Raw genomic sequence first — 14,919 nt, 5'->3', positions numbered from 1 at the left:
CAGTTGGGGGGCCGACGCCGGCTAGTCGGTCCCGAGCTTGTGCATGGTGTCGGCGAGCAGCTCGACAAACAGCTGAACCTTGGCCGTCTGCTTCTCGTTGATCAGCAGGGCGAAGACGTTGCGGGCCAGCCGGATCTCCGGGACGTCCAGGACCACCACCCCGGCCGGGCGGTGCAGCAGGGCAAGTTCGGGAACCAGGGCGGCGCCCAGCCCGGCCGCCGCCATCTCCAGGCTGGCGTGGAAGTCGTCGCTGTAGGCCACCACCCGCGGGTGCAGATTGCAGCTGGCGAAGAGCCGCTCGATCACGGTCGCGTCGGACGTGCCCGGGTGGTGCACAATCCAGGGCATGTCGGACAGGTGGTCCGCGGCGACCTTCGAATCCGTGCCGATGCCCCACGCCGCAGGCAGCACCACCCGGAAGTCGTCGTCGCCGATCCACTGCCGGTTCACGGTGTGCGGCCAGGCGAGCCCGGACTGGCCCACCTGGTAGACCAGGGCCACATCGAGTTCGCCGCCGGTGCGCAGGCCCTGGATGGTCTGGGCGGGTTCAGCCACGGAGACCCGGAGATCGATCCCGAGCTTCTTCCACGCAGGGTTCTGCAGGATCCGCGGCAGCACATAGGTGGCGAGGCTGGGGAAGATGCCGAGCCGGAGCTCCTGGCTCGTGGAGTCCTGGGTACGGGAGGCCGCGGCCATGAGCGCTTCGATGTCGGTGAGCACCTTGGCCGCATGCCGCGTCATGACGACGGCGGCTTCGGTGGGCTGGATGCTGCGCGCCGAGCGCTGGAACAGGGTGACCCCGGTGTCGCGTTCGAGGGCGGACATCTGCTGCGAGACGGCCGACGCCGTGTAGCCGAGCCTGCCGGCGGCCGCCGCGAAGGAACCCAGGCGGATCACTTCAACGAGGGTCCGCAGATGGACGGGGTTGATCAAGGGCTGCCCTTCAGTGGCTGCAGTGAGGCGGGAGCTGAAATCCCGCTTCATTCTGGCATATCCGTGCCGATCCGGCCGTCCCGGCCGCCGCTGTCCCTGCCCGGCCGCGCCGGGACACGTGCGGAATGCTCCACGGCGCGGCGCGGTTCATGCCGGAGAATCCCTGGGAGGGCGGCCGCTGGGAATTCACACTCATCCGGCTGCCCCGTGGTTACGAATTGCCCATAAGACGATTCACCAGGACGATTTCGGCAAGCCAAATTTAGGCGAGCCAACATTCGGCAAAGCCAAACAGGAGCAGATCAGTGTCGCAAGCAGCAGGGATCCCGGCGGGCCGGCGCATCGCCGTCATTGGCAGCGGTGTGGCAGGACTGACGGCCGCCTACGTCCTGAACCGGCAGGACAGCGTTACCCTCTTCGAGGCTGATGCCAGGCTCGGCGGCCACGCCCACACCCACGACGTGCCGCAGGCCGACGGCTCCGTCCTCGGCGTCGACACCGGCTTCATCGTCCACAACGAGCGGACTTACCCCACGCTGCTGCGGCTCTTCGCCGAGCTGGGCGTGGAAACCCAGGACTCGGAAATGAGCATGTCCATCCGCTGCGACGGCTGCGGCCTCGAATACGCCGGTGCCCGGGCCAAGGGCCGCGGGATCATTCCCCGGCCGTCCACCCTGCTGCGCGGCCGGTACCTGTTGATGATGGTGGAGGTCATGCGTTTCTACCGCCGGGCCCGTGCCCTGCTCGCGGAGACGGCGACGGCGACGGAGCTGACCCTGGGCGAGTTCCTGGCCCGCGAAAAGTTCAGCCGCTACTTCATCTCGCACTTCATGACCCCGATCGTGAGCGCCGTCTGGTCCTGCGACCCCACCACCGCGCTGGCCTACCCGGCCCGCTACCTGTTCACCTTCCTGGGCCACCACGGCCTGCTCGGGGTCGCCGGCTCACCCCAGTGGCGCACGGTCACCGGGGGATCCCGCAGCTATGTGGACAAGCTCGCCGCCACCTTGCCGGACATCCGCCTCGGCAGCCCGGTCACGGCAGTCCGCCGGCACCCGGGGGGAGTGGAGCTGACCACGGAGCAGGGCGCCGGCACATCCAACACCGCCGCCTCTAACACCGGCACATCCAACACCGGCAACTTCCACACCGAGACCTTCGACGCCGTCGTGATCGCCACGCATCCCGAGCAGGCGCTGCGCATGCTCTCCGATGCCTCGCCCGCGGAGCAGGCAGCCCTGGGCGGGATGCCGTACTCGGTGAACCACACGGTCTTCCACCGCGACGCCGCCGTGCTGCCCACCAGCGACAACGCCAAGGCCTCATGGAACTACCGCCTGCCGTCCTGCGACGCCCGGCCGGACAAGGTCCTGGTCAGCTACGACATGACGCGCCTGCAGCGGTTGGAACCGGCGGACGGCCGGCCCTACATCGTGAGCCTGGGCGAATCCGGACTCATCGCCGGCGGCACCGTGCTGGACCGGATGGTCTATGAGCACCCGCAGTACACTCCGGAGTCACTCAGGGCCCAGCAGCAGATCCTCGAACTCGGTGACAGCCGGCTGGCCTTCGCCGGCGCCTACCACGGCTGGGGTTTCCACGAGGACGGCGCCCTGTCCGGGGTCCGGGCCGCAGCACGGCTCGGACGCGACTGGGACGCGTCCTCGGACGATACTGCAGCCGAGACTGCAGCCGCGCTCAACGGGCAGTACCGTGCCGTTGCCATCGACCCGGATCTGCACGCCGCCTCCGCGGGGCGCGCATGAGCGCACCGGCAGCCATCTACCGCACCTCCATCGCGCATGTGCGGCGCACCCCGCTGCGCAACGCCTTCACCTACCGCAGCTACAGCTGGTACGTCGACGTCGACCGGCTCCCTGCGGTGCCCCGGTTCCTCAAGCCGCTGGCCGGCGTCTCCGTTGCGGACCACCTGGGGGACCCGGCGGGCACCCTCCGGGGCAACGTTGAACGGTTCCTTTCCACCCGGGGGATCGAGCTCGACGGCGGCCGGATCACCATGCTGGCCAGCGCCCGGGTGTTCGGGCACGTCTTCAACCCGCTGAGCCTGTTCTGGTGCCATGACGGCGCCGGGGAGCTGCGCTGCGTCGTCGCCGAGGTCCACAACACCTACGGCGAACGGCATTGCTACGTGCTGGAAACCGACGACGCCGGCCGGGCCAGCGTGCCCAAGGCCTTCTACGTCTCACCGTTCAACGAGGTCGCGGGCGAGTACCGGATGAAACTTCCGGAACCCGCCGAACGGCTGGCAGTGTCGATCGTCCTCGAACGTGTTGGGCACCAGCCCTTCATCGCCACAGTGGACGGCGAACGCCGGGAAGCGACCGTGCGGAACATCCTCGCCGCCGCGCTCGCGGTTCCGCTGGCGCCCCTACGGGTGAGCGCCCAGATCCGCTGGCAGGGCATCAAGCTGTGGGCACGTCGGCTGCCCATCATCAAAAAACCAAACCACCCCTCACAGGAGGCAGTCCAGTGACTATTACCGAAGCGACCGGATCCGCCGCAGGGCGGGGACACGAGGCCACACCGGCTGCGGGCCCCGTCGCTGTCCCCGCGGGCACTGTCCCCGAAGGCGCTGTGCCGTACACGGTTCCCCAGGCGCCCAGCACCGTCGACGCCGCCATCTGGCCAAGCATCGCCACGGTGCCCTCAAGTCTTAAGGCCCGTGTGGCCGGCCGGGCCGCGGACGCCATCTTCAAGGCCGCCGTCCGCCGGCTTCCGCTCGAAGTCCGGTACCCCGACGGCACCGTCCTCGGCAAGGCCGCCACGCCGGGGCGCACGTACCCCGTCATGATCATGAACCGTCCGGCGGCCTTCGCGGCCCGGCTCGGCGACGGCGGCCTGATCGGCCTGGGCGAGTCCTACATGGCCGGTGACTGGGACGCTGACGATCTCACCGCCGTCATGGGGGTCTTTGCCGCCCGCGTCGGATCGCTCGTTCCCGAGCCGCTGCAGAAACTGCGTGCGCTCTACCTGCCGCGCCAGCCGCGCAAGGAACGCAACACCGAGCAGAACACGCGCTCGAACATCTCGCGGCACTACGACCTCTCCAACGAACTCTTCGCGACGTTCCTGGATGAGACCATGACGTACTCCAGCGCGCTCTTCCTGGAATCGGGCGAGGCGCTGACGGGCGTCGCGTGGGACGGCTTCGCCGCCGCGCAGCAGGCGAAGATCGACCGGCTGCTGGACAAGGCCGGCGTCGGCGCGGGCACCCGGGTGCTGGAAATCGGCACCGGCTGGGGCGAACTCGCCCTCCGGGCCGCCCAGCGCGGCGCCACGGTCTACTCGGTCACCCTCTCCAGCGAGCAGCAGGAGCTCGCCCGCCGGCGCGTCGCCGAAGCCGGCTACGCCGATGCCGTCACGATCGAGCTCAAGGACTACCGCGCCGTCGAGGGCGAGTACGACGCCGTCGTCTCCGTGGAGATGATCGAGGCCGTGGGCTACGAGTACTGGGCGACGTACTTCCAGACGATCGAGCGGGTCCTCGCTCCCGGAGGCAAGGTGGCCATCCAGGCCATCACGATCGCGCACGACAGGCTGCTGGCCACCCGCTCCAGCTACACCTGGGTGCACAAGTACATCTTCCCCGGCGGCGTCATTCCGTCCGTCCGCGCCATCGAGGACATCACCGAGAAGCAGACCGGCCTGCGGGTCCGCGAACGCCTCGCGATGGGGGAGCACTACGCGCAGACCCTGCGGCTCTGGGAGGAGCGCTTCATGGCCCGCGCCGAGGAGGTCCGCGGCCTGGGCTTCGATGAGATCTTCCAGCGGATGTGGCTGTTCTACCTCTGCTACTGCCGCGCCGGCTTCGAGACCGGCTACCTCGACGTGCAGCAGATCGTGCTGGATAGGCCTGTCGCCGGTTAGGACAGTTTCTCCGTGAAAGGCGGGCACCACCCGGTGCGCGCCTTTTTCGTGGTCCGGGGACTGGAGATCCGGGACCTGTAGTGGCTCCGATATAGTCGTCTCAGCCAGAGAGCTTGAGGCGGCCAGCCCACGGCAACCTCATCACTTGACGACAGTCGTATCAACCGAACGGACCGCTGTGATCCTCGCGGTAATCATTGCCTGTGAGATCGGCTTCTGGGTCGCCATCTTGGGCGGACTGGCGGCCCGGTACCTCCTCGGTTCCCGGCGCCTCGGCACAGCAGTCCTGTGGGCGCTCCGCTCATCGACGTGGTGCTTTTGCTCGCGGTCACCGCGCACTTGGCCTCCGGGGCCACGGCCTCCTGGCATCACGGGCTGGCGGCGCTCTACATCGGATTCTCCGTGAGCTACGGCCACCGCATGGTCGCGTGGGCAGATACGCGTTTCGCCCACCGCTTCGCGGGCGGAGCGGTGCCGGTGAAGGCCGTCGGGTGGCAGTATGCGAAGCAGTGCTGGGCCGACGTTGCCCGTACTCTCGCAGCTGCCCTCATCGCCACGGGCATCATCGCCGGAATCACCTGGTGGGTCGGTGATCCCGTCCGCACCGAAGCGCTCACCGGTTGGCATGGCGTGCTCGGGATCATCGTCGTTATCGAGTTCATCTGGGCACTCAGCTACAGCGTCTGGCCCCGCAAGTCGCCGGTATCCCCGGCCGACGTCGGCGGCGACGGCACCGGCCTTCGGCGCCGGGAACCGCCCGCGCCCCCAACGGAAGCTCTCAAGAACCGTCATTCCTGACAGCAGCCGGGGGAATCCAACATTCGGAGTGCAGTTCACCACGGGGCCCGACTTTTCGTGTTCCCGGACACTGCGACTGGTGTTTGCCGCCACCCGGCGGCACTGTTCCCCAGTCGCGCGACACGCCGTCCACACCGCGACACGCGGGCCGGTTAATTGTGGCTAAGTACTCCACAGGGTGTGGATTTCGTCCTCGAAAACAGCAGAAATCCGGACATTTTGAACCCCCCTGCCTGTGGATTAAAGGTGGGTAAAATGACATACTTGTAATACATCATCTTGGGGTCCTCACCGGGCTCTTGCACTACATGTAGTATCGACATACAGTTCGAGCGGAGCTGCTGCCAGCTGGATATCTAGCGAGACAGAGCTTGGAAAACAGAGCTTGGAAAACACAGCGCGGATGCGGCTCGCCGGGTACGGCCAGTAACGGATCAGGAGTCCTGTCCCGGATCGGCGCACCAGGACGAACCACAGACTTATCAAGCACCACAGACTTAGCAAGAAAAAGGGGACAGGAACCATGACCGTTACGGTTTACACGAAGCCGGCCTGTGTTCAGTGCAACGCGACATACCGTGCGCTGGACAAGAAGGGCATCACCTACCAGAGCGTCGACATCTCCCAGGATGCCGAGGCCCTCGAGCGCCTGAAGGCCCTCGGCTACCTGCAGGCCCCGGTTGTCGTCACGGACCAGGACCACTGGTCCGGGTTCCGCCCGGACAAGATCGAAGAACTGGCGCAGGCTGCCGCCGTCGCCGTAGCCTGAAACTTAGCTTTTGATGAGGTGACTTCCATGGCTCCAGCCGCACTGGCAACGGCCGATGCACCGGTGGCAGCTGATTCCGTCCCCAGGACGGAAGTCCAGACCACCAGCCACCTCATCTACTTCTCCTCCACCTCGGAGAACACCGCACGCTTCGTCAGGAAGCTGGGCATCGACACCGCCCGGATCCCCCTCCACGCGAGGGACGCCCCGCTCGTGGCAGCCGAACCCTACGTGCTGGTGGTGCCCACGTACGGCGGCACCGGGGGAGAGGGATCCGTTCCGAAGCAGGTGATCCGCTTCCTGAATGATCCGAGGAACAGGAAGCTGATCCGCGGAGTGATCGGGGCGGGGAACACGAATTTCGGGGACAACTACTGCATGGCGGGGGGCATCATCGCCGCGAAATGCCGGGTTCCCCACCTATACAGGTTCGAACTCATGGGGACGCCGGAAGACGTCATCAGGGTTCATCAAGGATTGGAAGAGTTTTGGACACGACTGTCGCAGACACAGCAGTAACTGAGGGCCCGGGCTCGCACGCGCCCACCGCCGTCGAGAAGCACGAGAAGCACGAGATGCCGGCCGCGTACAAGGGTCTGGGCTACCACGAGCTCAACGCCATGCTGAACCTCTACGGCCCCAACGGGGAGATCCAGTTCGAGGCCGACCGCGAGGCTGCGCACCAGTACTTCCTGCAGCACGTGAACAACAACACCGTGTTCTTCCACGACCTCGAGGAAAAGCTCGACTACCTCGTCAAGAACGAGTACTACGAGCGTGAAACCCTCGACCAGTACACGATGAACTTCATCCGCGAGCTCTACAACCGCGCATACAAGAAGAAGTTCCGCTTCGAGACCTTCCTGGGCGCCTTCAAGTTCTACACCTCCTACACGCTGAAGACGTTCGACGGAAAGCGCTTCCTGGAGCGCTACGAGGACCGCGTCTGCATGGTGGCCCTGCACCTGGCCCGCGGCGACGAGCAGCTCGCGCTGCAGATGGTGGACGAGATCATCGAAGGCCGCTTCCAGCCGGCCACGCCCACCTTCCTCAACGCCGGCAAGCGCCAGCGCGGCGAGCTGGTCTCCTGCTTCCTGCTCCGCATCGAAGACAACATGGAGTCGATCGGCCGTTCCATCAACTCCGCCCTGCAGCTGTCCAAGCGCGGCGGCGGCGTGGCGTTCGCGCTGACCAACATCCGCGAGGTTGGCGCGCCGATCAAGCAGATCGAGAACCAGTCCTCCGGCGTCATCCCCGTGATGAAGCTCCTCGAGGACAGCTTCTCGTACGCCAACCAGCTCGGCGCCCGCCAGGGAGCCGGCGCGGTGTACCTGCACGCGCACCACCCGGACATCTACCGCTTCCTGGACACCAAGCGCGAGAACGCGGACGAGAAGATCCGCATCAAGACCCTCTCGCTCGGCGTCGTGATCCCGGACATCACCTTCGAGCTGGCCAAGCGCGACGAGGACATGTACCTGTTCTCCCCGTACGACGTCGAACGCGTCTATGGGATGCCGTTCTCCGACGTCTCGGTCACCGAGAAGTACTACGAGATGGTGGACGATTCCCGGATCAAGAAGACCAAGATCAAGGCGCGCGAGTTCTTCCAGACGCTCGCCGAGATCCAGTTCGAATCCGGCTACCCGTACATCATGTTCGAGGACACCGTGAACCGGGAAAACCCGATCGACGGCAAGATCATCATGTCCAACCTGTGCTCCGAGATCCTCCAGGTCAGCCAGCCCACGACGTACCACGATGACCTGTCCTACGACCAGACCGGCAAGGACATCTCCTGCAACCTGGGTTCGCTGAACATCGCCAAGGCCATGGACTCGCCGGACTTCGGCCTGACCATCGAGACCGCCATCCGCGCCCTCTCGGCCGTTTCGGACATGTCCAACATCACCTCGGTGCCCTCGATCGCCCGCGGCAATGACCAGAGCCACGCCATCGGCCTTGGCCAGATGAACCTGCACGGCTACCTGGCCCGCGAGCGGGTCCACTACGGCTCCGAAGAGGGTCTGGACTTCACCAACATGTACTTCTACTCGGTGGTGTACCACGCCATCCGGGCCTCCAACAGGCTGTCCATCCAGACCGGCCAGACCTTCGGCGGCTTCGAGAAGTCCAAGTACGCCTCCGGCGAGTTCTTCGACAAGTACACCGAGCAGGAATGGGTCCCGCAGACCGAGAAGGTCGCAGAGCTGTTCAAGAACATCCACATCCCCACCCAGGATGACTGGCGCGAGCTCAAGGCCTCCGTCATGGAGCACGGCATCTACAACCAGAACCTGCAGGCCGTCCCGCCGACCGGCTCGATCAGCTACATCAACAACTCCACCTCCTCGATCCACCCGGTGGCGTCCAAGATCGAGATCCGCAAGGAAGGCAAGCTGGGCCGCGTGTACTACCCGGCGCCGTACCTGACGAACGACAACCTGGAGTACTACCAGGACGCGTACGAGATCGGCTACGAGAAGGTCATCGACACCTACGCCGCTGCCACGCAGCACGTGGACCAGGGCCTGTCCCTGACACTGTTCTTCAAGGACACCGCCACCACGCGCGACATCAACAAGGCCCAGATCTACGCCTGGAAGAAGGGCATCAAGACCATCTACTACATCCGTCTCCGCCAGCTCGCGCTGGAAGGGACTGAGGTGGACAACTGCGTCAGCTGTATGTTGTAACCGATATCGGTTGATATCTGCTGAAGTACGACGGCGGGAGCCCGCCCGCCGTCGTACGCTTAACTTCACGAAGAACTCAACTTTTAGGGGATGACATGACCGAGAAGGTCAAGCTGCTTAGCCACGTTGAAGCGATCAACTGGAACCGCATTCAGGATGACAAGGACGTGGACGTCTGGAACCGCCTGGTCAACAACTTCTGGCTGCCGGAGAAGATCCCGCTGTCCAACGACGTGCAGTCGTGGGCGACGCTGACCCCGGACGAGCAGCAGCTCACCATGCGCGTGTTCACCGGTCTGACCCTGCTGGACACCATCCAGGGCACTGTCGGCGCCGTCTCGTTGATTCCGGATGCGATCACCCCGCACGAAGAGGCTGTCTACACGAACATTGCCTTCATGGAGTCCGTGCACGCGAAGAGCTACTCCTCCATCTTCTCCACACTGGCATCCACCAAGGAGATCGACGAGGCGTTCCGCTGGTCCACCGAAAACGTAAACCTTCAGAAGAAGGCCCAGATCGTCATGGACTACTACCAGGGCGACGATCCCCTGAAGCGCAAGGTGGCCTCCACGCTGCTGGAGAGCTTCCTCTTCTACTCGGGCTTCTACCTGCCGATGTACTGGTCCTCACGGGCCAAACTGACGAACACGGCCGACCTGATCCGCCTGATCATCCGCGACGAGGCCGTCCACGGCTACTACATCGGCTACAAGTTCCAGAAGGGCCTCGAGGGCCTGACCGAGGAGCGCAAGCAGGAGATCAAGGACTACACGTTCGAGCTGCTCTTTGAGCTGTACGAGAACGAAGTCCAGTACACGCACGACCTCTACGACTCCGTCGGCCTGGCCGAGGACGTCAAGAAGTTCCTGCACTACAACGCCAACAAGGCGCTGATGAACCTGGGCTACGAGGCCATGTTCCCGGCATCCGTCACCGACGTGAACCCGGCGATCCTCTCGGCGCTGTCGCCCAATGCCGACGAGAACCACGACTTCTTCTCGGGGTCCGGGTCTTCTTACGTGATTGGCAAGGCTGTTAATACCGAGGATGACGACTGGGACTTCTAGTTCTCGGCCCTCCTGGCCACAACTGGCCAGGCTTCAGCAGCCGATGAGCGACCGCGATTTCGAACAGTGACGGAGCGTTCCGGGAGCACCGCAGCTGAGGATTCCTAGCCAGGATTCCCGGGGGGCCCAGCGCGCAGGAGGGGGATAAAATTATCTCGCGATCGTGGTTGAAACCCATCCGAGGCAGTATCCGGCGAAGACCAACAGGAAGGGTTGCTCACCGGACGGTCCGCGAATGCTGAGAACCAGCATCAGGACCATAGCCCAAGTGATGGCCAGCGCGGTGCTGCAGTACCAGTAGCCCTTGACGCGGCTCATGAAGTTCTTCGTTCCGGTATCGATGGCCTGCTGGTGGTCCGGTGTTCTCAGGCCGGGGGACGTGGCTGGAAGTGGAGTGTTTCAAGATAGTTTTCGTCGTACTTGTCTTCCCGGGGTTCATCATTCGGGAAACCACCGGGAAGTGTGCCCTGGTTCAGGCCAGCCAGAAGGACATGCTCAAGCCCCGGCTCGGTGTTCATGGTCGTTGTCTGGACGGTTCCGGTGGCCAGACCCGGTATTTTGGCGTTGGCCATTTCATCGATTCCGGCCACGCCGGCTGCGACCAGGAGAAACCCCGCGACGGCTGCCAGCCCGGGAACTATTTTTCTTCTCCATGCGCTCATACCCTGATCATGGGCTCCCCACATGGGAACAGGGCACCGATTGCCTATGGGGAGGCTGTGAAAGCCAGTCCGCCCCGATGCTCATCCAGTGCCAGACACCGGCGGTGAGATCCACCGACCTCTGCGTTGTGCCCTGCGCGTTTGACGTTCCTGACCCACGCGGGAATGAGGCCACTGCTTGGTCCCCGATCAGACTGCGATACCAGGGCAAATTGGGCTCGTGTCTGATTGACATTCTCACCAGGCGGTCATTTTCCGCCGTCCGTACAGGGATTCCGGTGTCTACGCCGTGTCCTTTAGCGCCTTGACGATGGCGGCGTCCGTGACGGTCCGGGCGGCGGGTGCTTTGGCTTTCCAGGACCGGTAGGTCCGCGGGGCAACCTGCACGCCCTGCTCACGCAGGACCTTGCAGGTCGGCTCGACCCCGTGGCCATCGGCACGCAGTTCGTCGATGAATCCGGCTATTTGCGGCGGCGAGGGTCGAGCTCCCTCGCGAAGAAAATTGAGGCTTTCTTCAGGATCTCGTTTGCCTCCCGCAGCTCACGGTTCTCGCTCTCCGGCTCCCTGATCCGGGCCTGATCGGCACTGCTGACGCCGGGGCGTTCGTCCGCGTCGACCTGGGCCTGGAGAACCCACCGGCGCAGGGACTCCCTGCCGATGTTCAGCTTCGGGCCGATGGCAGAACAGGCGGCAAAAACGGAGTCGTACTCACCGAGGTGGTCCAGGACCATCCGCACGGCACGCTCACGCTGATCCTGGGGGTATCGCTTGGGCATAATCGCTATCCTTCACAAAAAAGGAAGCGGCATCAAACCCGGCACGGTTCACTCCCGCAGATTCTTCTCGGATGCCTTGATCCGCGCGACTTCGATCTCTCGATACGTCTTGAGTTTCTCGCGCTTCGTGCTCTCCGTCTGGTGGATCTGGATCGACTCGCGCACAACATCCACGATCTGGTTGAGTGCGCTGAGTGCATCGGCCGAGCTGAGCTTCCCCACCGCCAGGATCAGCCGGCCGTTCGAAGAGCTCGTGGCGGCGACGTTCGGAAAGCACCACCAGTACCCGGACGGGTTCGCGCTGTTCACAGGCACCCTTTTCGCCCCGACCCAGGACAGGGACGAGCCGGGGCAGGGGTTCACGCAGCAGTTGGGCGACGTTGTGACCATCCGCAGCAGCCATCTCGGGGCTCTCGTCAACTGGGTGGGCTCTGCGGAAGAGCTGCCGGAATGGTCGTTCGGCCTGCGGCAGCTGTTCGATTATCTGCATGACCAGCGCTTGGTCCAGGAATCCGCGCTCACCGCTTGATATCCGACACGGGGTAAGGCGGCCCGACTGGCCGCGGAAGGCTGCAACTGATGAGGACGACGGCGGGAAGCTCCCGCCGTCGTCCTTAGCGGGTTGGCATTGGTTCCGGGACCGAAAAGGCACCGCTGGTTTTAGGCCCGTATACATACTTTCCGGGCTTTGCTCTGGATAGCATTGGGTGTACGGACAGAGCCGTCCGGACGGGTGTCAAATGTCAGAAGGAAGCACATGGCCGCAGCTACAGTGGACGACATCCTGTCGGATCTCCCTCTGGGTTTCGCCAGTCTCATTCTTCGACCGTCCCGCGCCGATTCTCCGATCGAGCGCTTCCTGATCGTTGACGCCGACGACGAGACTTCCGACGGCGGGGCTGCGTTCGTCCTGCTTATCGGGGTTCGCGGACGCTCTGCGTTGCCGGCGCTGCGGCGTCTTCTGACGAATCCTCCCCTGGTGCTGGCCGTCAAGGGCAGTCCCGAGGAATTAGGGGAAGCTGAAGAGCTGCTCCGGGCTGCCGGAACGGGTCTCTTTCTGGTGGACCCGGCCGCGGACTGGGACCGGCTCCTGTCAATTGCCAAGGACCGGATTCAGCCACGCAGCTACCAGAGCGAAGTGCTGACGCTGTTGGAAGAAGACCTGTTCGCCATTGCTCAGACGACGGCCCGCCTGACGTCGAGCCACGTTGTCATAGAGGACGCTGCCAACAAGGTCCTGGCCTACTCCACGGTGTCGAACGACATCGACGAGCTGCGTAAGGCATCGATTCTGGCCCGGCGTGGTCCGCGCAAATACGAACTTCTCCTCAAGGATCTTGGTGCCTACCGCGAACTGCATCGAACCCGCCTGCCTGTCAGGGTTCCGGCCAGGCCCCAGGACGGTCTGAGGGAGCGCGTCGCGACCGCCTTGTTCGCAGGCGATCGCGTTATGGGATACATCTGGCTCCAGGAAACAGGGGATGGCTTCGGCGCGGACGTTGACTATGTATTGACCGGATCAGCTGCGCGAGTGTCAGCCGAGCTCATCCGCTACCGCAACCAGCAGTCGGTGCACATGCGCGAGGACAGGATTGTCCGTATCCTTTCGGGTCCGGCAGAAGCCGCGGCGAGCGCCCACAGCGAGAAAATCCCCGCGGACCGCCCAACAGCGCTGATGCTGATAGGAATGTCAGCCGCTGAAGCGCAGGCAGACGATGCAGCCCTCAAACATGGGGAGCTCGCCAACCTCGCGTCCATACATGCGGCAGCCTACAAACCGTCAGCCATAGTGGGACAGTTCAACGGCGACACCGCCGTGATCATCCCGGCGCTCCAGTCCACCAACGCCGAGGCCGGACTTCGAAGCGTTGCCGAGGCCATCGTCAGGGACGCCAGCAAGCATCTTGGCATCACTCCATTCGCAGCAGTGGGACCAATCGCCCCCGATCTGCTGTCGATTCATTCGGTGACCCGCAAAACGGAGGCATTGCTCGGCTGCATGCGGCGGTCCGGGGACGTCTCTGTGGCCACTGTGGACGATTTCGAAACGGACATCCTTTTCCACGAAGCAGTTGAGAACTTCACGGCCTCGGCCTTCCGTCATCGCAGCCTCTGGGCTCTCCTCCGCGACGATGGCGAGCTGGCCGAAACCCTTCGGGCTTATTTCGAGGCGTCGCTGGATGTGGCCGCATGCGCCCAGCGGATGAAGCTGCACAAGAATACCGTCTACTACAGGATCAGCAAGGTCAGCCGGGTTACCGGCCTGAACTTCAGCGATCCCCGCCATTCATTGGTCGCCCTCCTTCACATACAGGAGTGGGCCGGCACGCATAAGGAGCATCTGGGCAAGAAATGATGACAGCACTCGATTCGCCGCCTCTTGGCCTGGTCCTGGATGACATTGTCCGCAGCCACCGGCCCCGGAGTGAAGCAGGGTCGGTTCCCGCCAGCATCCCCCACCTGTCATCGCCGCCGTTCGACGGTTTCGGAATTGCGGTGGCCACCACGTCCGGGGACGTGTTCAGCTCCGGTGACGCCGATCTTCCCTTCTCCATCCAGAGCATCTCGAAAGTCTTCACCCTGGCCATGGCGCTCAGCGCCAATGACCCCGATGCGCTCTGGTCACGGGTGCTCCGCGAACCGTCAGGAACGTCCTTCAACTCCCTTGTGCAGCTTGAAGTGGAGCACGGGATTCCGCGGAACCCGTTCATCAATTCGGGCGCTCTGGTGGTCACGGACCACCTGATGGAAAGATTTCCCGACGCCGCCGGCCAGGTCCTGCGCTTCCTCGCCGGTCAGGTGGGTCACCAGAATGGAAGACAGAGTCCGTTCATCGACGAGGTGGCCGCAAAGAGTGAGCTCGCCAACAGCAGCCGCAACCTGGCCCTCGCCCACTTCCTGAAGGACTTCGGCAACCTGCGGCGGCCCGCCGAATCGGTCGTGGAGAACTACGTCAGGCAGTGCTCCATCATGATGACCTGCGTGGAGATGGCCAAGGCCGGCCTCTTCCTCGCACAGGACGGCCGCGGAGCACAGGGAACCGTCGTCTCCAGGAGCGAGGCGAAACGCATCAGCTCCATCATGCTGACCTGCGGCATGTATGACGCGGCCGGCGAGTTTGCCTACCGCGTCGGCCTTCCGGGGAAAAGCGGTGTGGGCGGCGGCATCCTGGCCATCGTCCCCGGCGAGTGCGCCATCTGCGTCTGGAGCCCCCGGCTGGATTCCAAAGGCAATTCCCTGGCCGGGACAGCGGCCCTCGCTGATCTGTCCGACCGCACCGGGTGGTCAGTCTTCTGACCTGACCCCAGCTGTCCCCACAATTTCCCG

13 protein-coding genes, 1 pseudogene and 1 other annotated feature are annotated in these 14,919 nt (G+C 64.2%); of the genes and pseudogenes, 11 read left to right on the top strand and 3 right to left on the bottom strand.

Going from position 1 to position 14,919, the window contains the following annotated elements; all coding sequences use genetic code 11:
• Window positions 1–21 precede the first annotated feature (21 nt).
• The gene (locus ABIB26_RS12865; protein WP_354243731.1) at window positions 22–933 is read right to left on the bottom strand and encodes a LysR family transcriptional regulator; all 912 of its coding nucleotides are present in this window, start codon (window positions 931–933) and stop codon (window positions 22–24) included.
• A 305-nt stretch (window positions 934–1,238) separates the two neighbouring features.
• Between ABIB26_RS12865 and ABIB26_RS12860 the strand changes: the two genes are divergently transcribed.
• The 8 genes from ABIB26_RS12860 (at window position 1,239) to nrdF (ending at window position 10,154) form a co-directional block, all read left to right on the top strand.
• Window positions 1,239–2,699, top strand: a complete 1,461-nt coding sequence (locus ABIB26_RS12860) for an NAD(P)/FAD-dependent oxidoreductase (protein ID WP_354243541.1) — start codon at window positions 1,239–1,241, stop codon at window positions 2,697–2,699.
• A complete protein-coding gene (locus ABIB26_RS12855) occupies window positions 2,696–3,427 on the top strand; it encodes a DUF1365 domain-containing protein (RefSeq protein ID WP_354243538.1) in 732 nt (243 codons plus the stop codon). Before ABIB26_RS12860 ends, ABIB26_RS12855 begins: the two co-directional genes overlap by 4 nt.
• On the top strand, window positions 3,424–4,821 hold the full coding sequence (locus tag ABIB26_RS12850; protein ID WP_502913661.1) for a class I SAM-dependent methyltransferase: 1,398 nt from the start codon (window positions 3,424–3,426) through the stop codon (window positions 4,819–4,821). Before ABIB26_RS12855 ends, ABIB26_RS12850 begins: the two co-directional genes overlap by 4 nt.
• A gap of 288 nt (window positions 4,822–5,109) precedes the next feature.
• Window positions 5,110–5,619: a hypothetical protein gene (locus ABIB26_RS12845; RefSeq protein WP_354243534.1), complete on the top strand. Its 510-nt coding sequence runs from the start codon at window positions 5,110–5,112 to the stop codon at window positions 5,617–5,619.
• A 523-nt stretch (window positions 5,620–6,142) separates the two neighbouring features.
• Window positions 6,143–6,388: a glutaredoxin-like protein NrdH gene (nrdH, locus tag ABIB26_RS12840; protein WP_354243531.1), complete on the top strand. Its 246-nt coding sequence runs from the start codon at window positions 6,143–6,145 to the stop codon at window positions 6,386–6,388.
• Window positions 6,389–6,415: 27 nt separating this feature from the next.
• Window positions 6,416–6,907: a class Ib ribonucleoside-diphosphate reductase assembly flavoprotein NrdI gene (nrdI, locus tag ABIB26_RS12835; RefSeq protein WP_354243528.1), complete on the top strand. Its 492-nt coding sequence runs from the start codon at window positions 6,416–6,418 to the stop codon at window positions 6,905–6,907.
• 56 nt (window positions 6,908–6,963) lie between these two features.
• On the top strand, window positions 6,964–9,084 hold the full coding sequence (nrdE, locus tag ABIB26_RS12830) for a class 1b ribonucleoside-diphosphate reductase subunit alpha (RefSeq protein ID WP_354243725.1): 2,121 nt from the start codon (window positions 6,964–6,966) through the stop codon (window positions 9,082–9,084).
• A gap of 95 nt (window positions 9,085–9,179) precedes the next feature.
• Entirely contained in the window at window positions 9,180–10,154 is a 975-nt protein-coding gene (nrdF, locus tag ABIB26_RS12825; protein ID WP_354243525.1) for a class 1b ribonucleoside-diphosphate reductase subunit beta, read from the top strand.
• 365 nt (window positions 10,155–10,519) lie between these two features.
• On the opposite strand, the gene ABIB26_RS12820 is transcribed toward nrdF, so the two are convergent.
• Both ABIB26_RS12820 and ABIB26_RS12815 read right to left on the bottom strand, forming a co-directional pair.
• Window positions 10,520–10,816: a hypothetical protein gene (locus ABIB26_RS12820; protein ID WP_354243523.1), complete on the bottom strand. Its 297-nt coding sequence runs from the start codon at window positions 10,814–10,816 to the stop codon at window positions 10,520–10,522.
• Window positions 10,817–11,188: 372 nt separating this feature from the next.
• Window positions 11,189–11,323: a sequence feature (AL1L pseudoknot), on the bottom strand.
• Window positions 11,278–11,592 carry a hypothetical protein gene (locus tag ABIB26_RS12815; protein WP_354243520.1) on the bottom strand — a complete coding sequence of 105 codons (315 nt, stop codon included), beginning with the start codon at window positions 11,590–11,592 and terminating at the stop codon, window positions 11,278–11,280. (Overlaps the previous feature by 46 nt.)
• A 223-nt stretch (window positions 11,593–11,815) precedes the next feature.
• On the opposite strand from ABIB26_RS12815, the pseudogene ABIB26_RS12810 reads away from it, so the two are divergent.
• The 3 genes and pseudogenes from ABIB26_RS12810 to ABIB26_RS12800 form a co-directional block, all read left to right on the top strand.
• Window positions 11,816–12,121 (top strand): annotated as a pseudogene (locus ABIB26_RS12810) (fumarylacetoacetate hydrolase family protein); the annotation flags it as partial.
• A 228-nt stretch (window positions 12,122–12,349) separates the two neighbouring features.
• Window positions 12,350–13,948: a PucR family transcriptional regulator gene (locus ABIB26_RS12805; RefSeq protein ID WP_354243517.1), complete on the top strand. Its 1,599-nt coding sequence runs from the start codon at window positions 12,350–12,352 to the stop codon at window positions 13,946–13,948.
• Window positions 13,945–14,889, top strand: coding sequence for a glutaminase (locus ABIB26_RS12800; protein ID WP_354243516.1), 945 nt, complete (start codon window positions 13,945–13,947; stop codon window positions 14,887–14,889). Before ABIB26_RS12805 ends, ABIB26_RS12800 begins: the two co-directional genes overlap by 4 nt.
• Window positions 14,890–14,919 lie beyond the last annotated feature (30 nt).

The sequence above is a fragment of the Arthrobacter sp. UYEF20 genome (assembly GCF_040546335.1).
In the GTDB taxonomy this organism is placed as follows: domain Bacteria; phylum Actinomycetota; class Actinomycetes; order Actinomycetales; family Micrococcaceae; genus Arthrobacter.
The sequence above is the reverse complement of the archived record's forward strand: the minus strand, read 5'-3'. Positions and strand labels throughout refer to the sequence as shown.